Source organism: Aerococcus sp. L_32, assembly GCF_050689315.1.
The window spans coordinates 1-4,635 of record NZ_JBOEQF010000167.1 but is presented as its reverse complement, the minus strand read 5'-3'; the positions used below and the strand labels follow the sequence as shown (position 1 = coordinate 4,635).

The 4,635-nt window shown below is 41.5% G+C and carries 6 protein-coding genes and 1 pseudogene; 1 reads left to right on the top strand and 6 read right to left on the bottom strand.

All coding sequences use genetic code 11. From position 1 onward, the window contains the following. Window positions 1-77: 77 nt before the first annotated feature. The 6 genes from ACRCJ0_RS09650 to ACRCJ0_RS09625 form a co-directional block, all read right to left on the bottom strand. Entirely contained in the window at window positions 78-272 is a 195-nt protein-coding gene (locus ACRCJ0_RS09650) for a hypothetical protein (protein ID WP_420086148.1), read from the bottom strand. Window positions 273-498: 226 nt separating this feature from the next. Then, window positions 499-1,248, bottom strand: a complete 750-nt coding sequence (locus ACRCJ0_RS09645; protein WP_420086149.1) for a TIGR02206 family membrane protein — start codon at window positions 1,246-1,248, stop codon at window positions 499-501. 297 nt (window positions 1,249-1,545) lie between these two features. Continuing rightward, a complete protein-coding gene (locus ACRCJ0_RS09640; RefSeq protein WP_417893694.1) occupies window positions 1,546-2,358 on the bottom strand; it encodes a hypothetical protein in 813 nt (270 codons plus the stop codon). 55 nt (window positions 2,359-2,413) lie between these two features. Next, entirely contained in the window at window positions 2,414-2,683 is a 270-nt protein-coding gene (locus ACRCJ0_RS09635) for a barstar family protein (protein ID WP_431387301.1), read from the bottom strand. A gap of 18 nt (window positions 2,684-2,701) precedes the next feature. Beyond that, complete coding sequence (locus tag ACRCJ0_RS09630; protein WP_431390304.1) at window positions 2,702-3,280, bottom strand: ribonuclease domain-containing protein; 579 nt, start codon at window positions 3,278-3,280, stop codon at window positions 2,702-2,704. A gap of 75 nt (window positions 3,281-3,355) precedes the next feature. Beyond that, window positions 3,356-3,979 carry a carbonic anhydrase gene (locus tag ACRCJ0_RS09625; RefSeq protein WP_417893691.1) on the bottom strand — a complete coding sequence of 208 codons (624 nt, stop codon included), beginning with the start codon at window positions 3,977-3,979 and terminating at the stop codon, window positions 3,356-3,358. Window positions 3,980-4,111: 132 nt separating this feature from the next. Here ACRCJ0_RS09625 and ACRCJ0_RS09620 point away from each other — a divergent pair. Further along, window positions 4,112-4,635 (top strand): annotated as a pseudogene (locus ACRCJ0_RS09620) (phosphate:AMP phosphotransferase); the annotation flags it as partial.

Sequence of the window (4,635 nt, the reverse complement as noted above, 5' to 3'; positions counted from 1 at the left end):
CGGGGTAAAGGAGAATTTGCTGTTTAATCCACTGGTTACCCGATTCGATGTCATAGATATTCATGGCTGCAGCAATATTAGCGCCCGATGAATCGCCCACCATGGAGGTAAAGGATTACAGGTGCTGGCTCAATGGCTTGTTGCACTTCATCCGGATAAAAGAGCCGGGCATGCGTAAACCGTTCTTCAATGGGGCAGTCATACTCGCGAATAGTCACTTGCCCGTTTGAAATATCCCGGTTTAAAGTCGTCCCCACTACCCGTCGATACATGAATAGGAAGGAGTTTTATTGTTTCTCGATAATGTCGTTGAGGTATTGAATCATTGGCGTCGGGTCCCGGTGAATTTTAATTCATCCAAGCAAGCGCTCCTCCAATTGGCCGCCAACTTATAAAAATCCCACTATTAGCGTATCCCGTGTGGCCCATCATTGAGAAAAGCACCCCAAGTCGAGCTAACGCCCAACTCAGCGTGCGTATGTTTTTTTAACAAAATGTTTAGGCAAAGAAATGGAAGAAGCTGTAGCCAATCAAGAATAGGCCTACTGTAAAGATAAAGTTTCCTACTGCATAGGTTGGGAAGTTGACTTTCTCTAAGGCTGGTACTGGGCGGTATTTCATATAGAAATAGTTACCGCTAGTTGATTGGTTGACCATTAATGCGACAAACCAGTAAACTGCAAATGCCCCTAGTGACACGATTAAACCGCGGATTGTGGGTGTCCATCCTGTGGTGAAGTAAGCGAAGAATGGAATCAAAATCGTGATAACGTGGTTTAAAAAGTAGCTTAGGCCTGATACGTGGTAAATTTTGTTGATACGGCTAGGCATAAAGAATGAGAAGTAAGCGTAAAGTCCGAAATAGAATAAGACTTGCATGATCATTTGGTTACCTGTTAGTAGGTAAACCAGTCCCATTATGGTTGATAGGCGACAAATGTGCAGTGGTAAGGCTTGTTTTAAATCGAATTTGGTCTCGAAATAATACCAAGAGTATAAGAGAATTTGTTGTAAAACGGAAATGGTAAACATGACACGACCAATAACTACCTGGTGGGTGTTGATAAAGTCGCTAAAAATAAACATGGCAAGTAAAATCATAAAGAAGGCAGCTAAGTACAAGATATGCGCCAGTGAAAATGCATTAATAAAGGGCGCATCAATATTGACACAGTTCAAGTAAATCTTTTCTTTTAGCCCTTGTAGCTTGGCTTTGCGTCGACTTGCATGTTTATCCCATGATTCCATGAAACGTTCACCCTGTTCCTTTCAATCCCATTCAGATAACATCATCCCAATAATACTTCCTCTAGCGTTCAGTTTAGTTCGGTTCTTCCGAGCTTTTTTCTTCTTCATATTACCAAAGACTTTCGCACTTGCTCAAGTAGAAAACCCTTTGGGAACGTTTCGTTATTGTAAACATAATCTTTACTTATTGTTTACAATCCATCCCAAAGAAAAAAGGCCTAAAATCCCCCCAATAAATGGTGATTCTCAAACCTTTCCTCATGTATTTTTTTCGACTTATCCACTTAACCACTATGGTTAGCCTAATGCGGCGATTTCGCGGTCCATTTGTAAGACAATTGCCGCAAGCATGTCTCGCTCAAACGCGAACTGGCCACTGCGGAAATGATAATCAATATTTTGCCGGGTCATGTAAGTCATATTGGCAACGGCTGTGGCATAGCCTTTTTTAAATAAACCGGTGATGAAATACTTGTTTTTATCGACTTGGTCAAAGACCTCCAGCCACTTGCTAGTTTTACGGGCTGAAAAATTGATATCTGCCATAGATAGTAATTTTTCATCGTCCGCATATAAGGCTTGTTTGGCATGGTCTAGGGCAATCAAGTCCTCCCCTAAGAAATCTTGGGTCAACATAGAGCCGTCGACATAGACAGGGGCTTGAATTTCATAAAGGAAAGCCAATACCCGTGCAACTGGTGTTTGATCGCGGACAATTTTTTGCCAGTTAATCAACTGCATATTTAATAAGCCGTCTTCAAAAAAATTCGCATTGTATAGAATGTAGCCTTCGCCCATTTTTTGTGCTTCTTTTAATACTTGTTCTGAATAGGTTAATGACTGGGCAATATCCTCAGATAAACCTAGCCCCCCATTGATTTGAATGGGGTAAATGGCCTGTTGTAAAAGGCGGTAGTATAAGAATGCTGACATACCATCGACAAATAGGATAGATTGCTTATGAATGGCATGGTCTAATTGGATATTGTCAGACATTAAGGCTGGTTGGAATTTGCTTTGAATCATGGTGTGGGCCTGATTGATAATTTCAAGGGCCACTTGTTGGTCTTTAATCGCAACCTCGTAGGCTAAGGTTAACATTACGCCCATTTCTTCCCTCCTTCGCTCGTTTTATTGCTTCGTCTAGAAATGCTTTGTCCTCATCTTACCTAAGAATCGTCAAGAATGCATTCTTTTCTTCAACATCCATCAATAATTTGAGGAACTTTTTGCTGTAAGTCGCGCCTAGGTGGTTTGATAAGGCATCTAGGTTGACTAAGTAGATGATTGTGGGTGTTTGCCGTGAAGTTAGCATGTCGTGAAGGGCATCTAGATTAGCACCATAATAGCTAGGGAAATCTAGGGTTTTTGCTAGGTAATCGTGCAAGTCCTTTTGCCCATAAAGGTCTTGGCCATCAATGATAAGTGTTTGCATGCCTGTCACTCCTTATGATTAATAGAGTTGTTGGAAAGATTCGTAGTGGTCGTCCGTGTAGTAGATGTCGCCGTCGTCTGAATAGATGATGCGCTCAGCTCCGCGGAAACCGCCGTCATAATTAACGTCTGCTTCTCTGTAGTCGTCTTCTTCTGGTAGTAGCCCTTCGTAGTTTCCGAAATAATCGCCACCAATTGACATGCCTTCTGCTACTTCCCACAAGTTGCCGTCGCTAGATTCCCAACCTAGATCTTCGGCTTCGGATTTGGTGATGTAGTTTTCTGGCAGGGTATCATATTGGTCGATGTAGGCAGCTACTTCTTCAGGACTTGTGTAAGTTCCGTCTTCAACCACTTGGACAGTGTCCCCGTCTGTTGATTGAGCAGATTCTGCTGCAGATTCACTAGTCGTTGAAGCATCTGATTCGCTATCAGCTACTTGTGCCTGATCACTTTGATTGTTGTTCTGGTCGTCCGTATGCCACGGTTCTTGCGAGGTATAAACTGCTAACGCCGCTAAGATTATCCCAATAACCGTCTTCGGATTTTTGATTAGCTGCTGGATCGCTTCTAACTGATCTTTCTGTGGATTCATCATCTCTTGTCCCTCCTTCAAATCGAAAAGAAAAACGTCCTTTCGATTTAAGGACGCTTCATTTATATCTATTTTAACTTAAAGTCGCGTGAATGTCTTGGTTTCAGGCTGATAAACTTCAACAAAACCTTCATCCGTATGGAAATGCCAACCTTCTACTTTAAGGTTTCCGGCTGCAACACGGTCAGCGATGATTGGGTATTGCATTAAGTGATTGTATTGGGTGATGATATTTGTCTTCTCCATCAAGTCGCTTTTGGCAACTGGATCATCTAAGGCTGCTAATTGGTCTGCGATAGATTCCTTGACTGGATTTAACTTGCTAATCCATTCTTTTAAATAAGGCATTTCGTCAAAATTTTCTGGTGGATTCAAGCAAGTGTTGCAGCCCCCGCAGTTGATATGGCCAAGTAAGATAATATTATTGACTTGTAATGAGGTTACAGTGAAATCTAAACCTGCTTGTAAGGATAATATTGGGTCTGGGTCATTATACTCTGGTACGATGTTTGCGATATTTCGGATTTGGAAAACTTCGCCGGGATCGGCTTGTAACAAGCTCTCAACATTAATACGTGAATCCCCACAGGTAATCACTAAGGTGTGTGGCGAATGGGTACGTGCTAATGACTCATAGATGGCTTGTTTGTCTTTATAGGCCGTTTCATGGAAGTGATCGACCGCTGGTTTAAAATCTCTCATTCAGTTTTCCTTCTTTCATATAGAACTTCCTAATTATTTTATCATAAAACTCTTGGATTCCTTTAAAATACCTACTGTTTTACCGAAAATAGCACAATCTTTATGCATTATTGCATTTATGCTTTATAATATATGTACAAGAAAATGACCTTAAATATTAATTGCCATTTTGCCAAAAAGAAAGAAGTGACGCGGATGTTACCCAACAAAAACACTCATAGAACAAGTATTCCAGTCGAATTACAGGATATGAAACGGTCAGAATTAGGTGATAAATTTGCTGAATTGCACCGCCAACTACAAGAAACCAAGAAAAGTATGCTGGTGATTGTAGATGGTTGGGAGGCTTCTGGTAAAGGATTCTTGCTCAAGGATTTGACGCGTGAACTGGACCCTAAACATTATGAGGTAGCCGTATTTGATGAAAGTACTTTGGAAGATGAACAGCGCCCGTATTTGCGCCGATTCTTCATGCGGTCGCCTAAGCGCGGTCAAATCGTCTTCTTCGACCGGTCGTTCTACTATGACCTCTTCCACCAACTGGATATGAAGGAGAAAACACTTAATCATGTTTTAGACGATATCTCCTTTGTTGAAAAAGCCCTCGCCCACGATGATACCATAGTGGTCAAGTTCTTTATCCACCATAGTAAGGA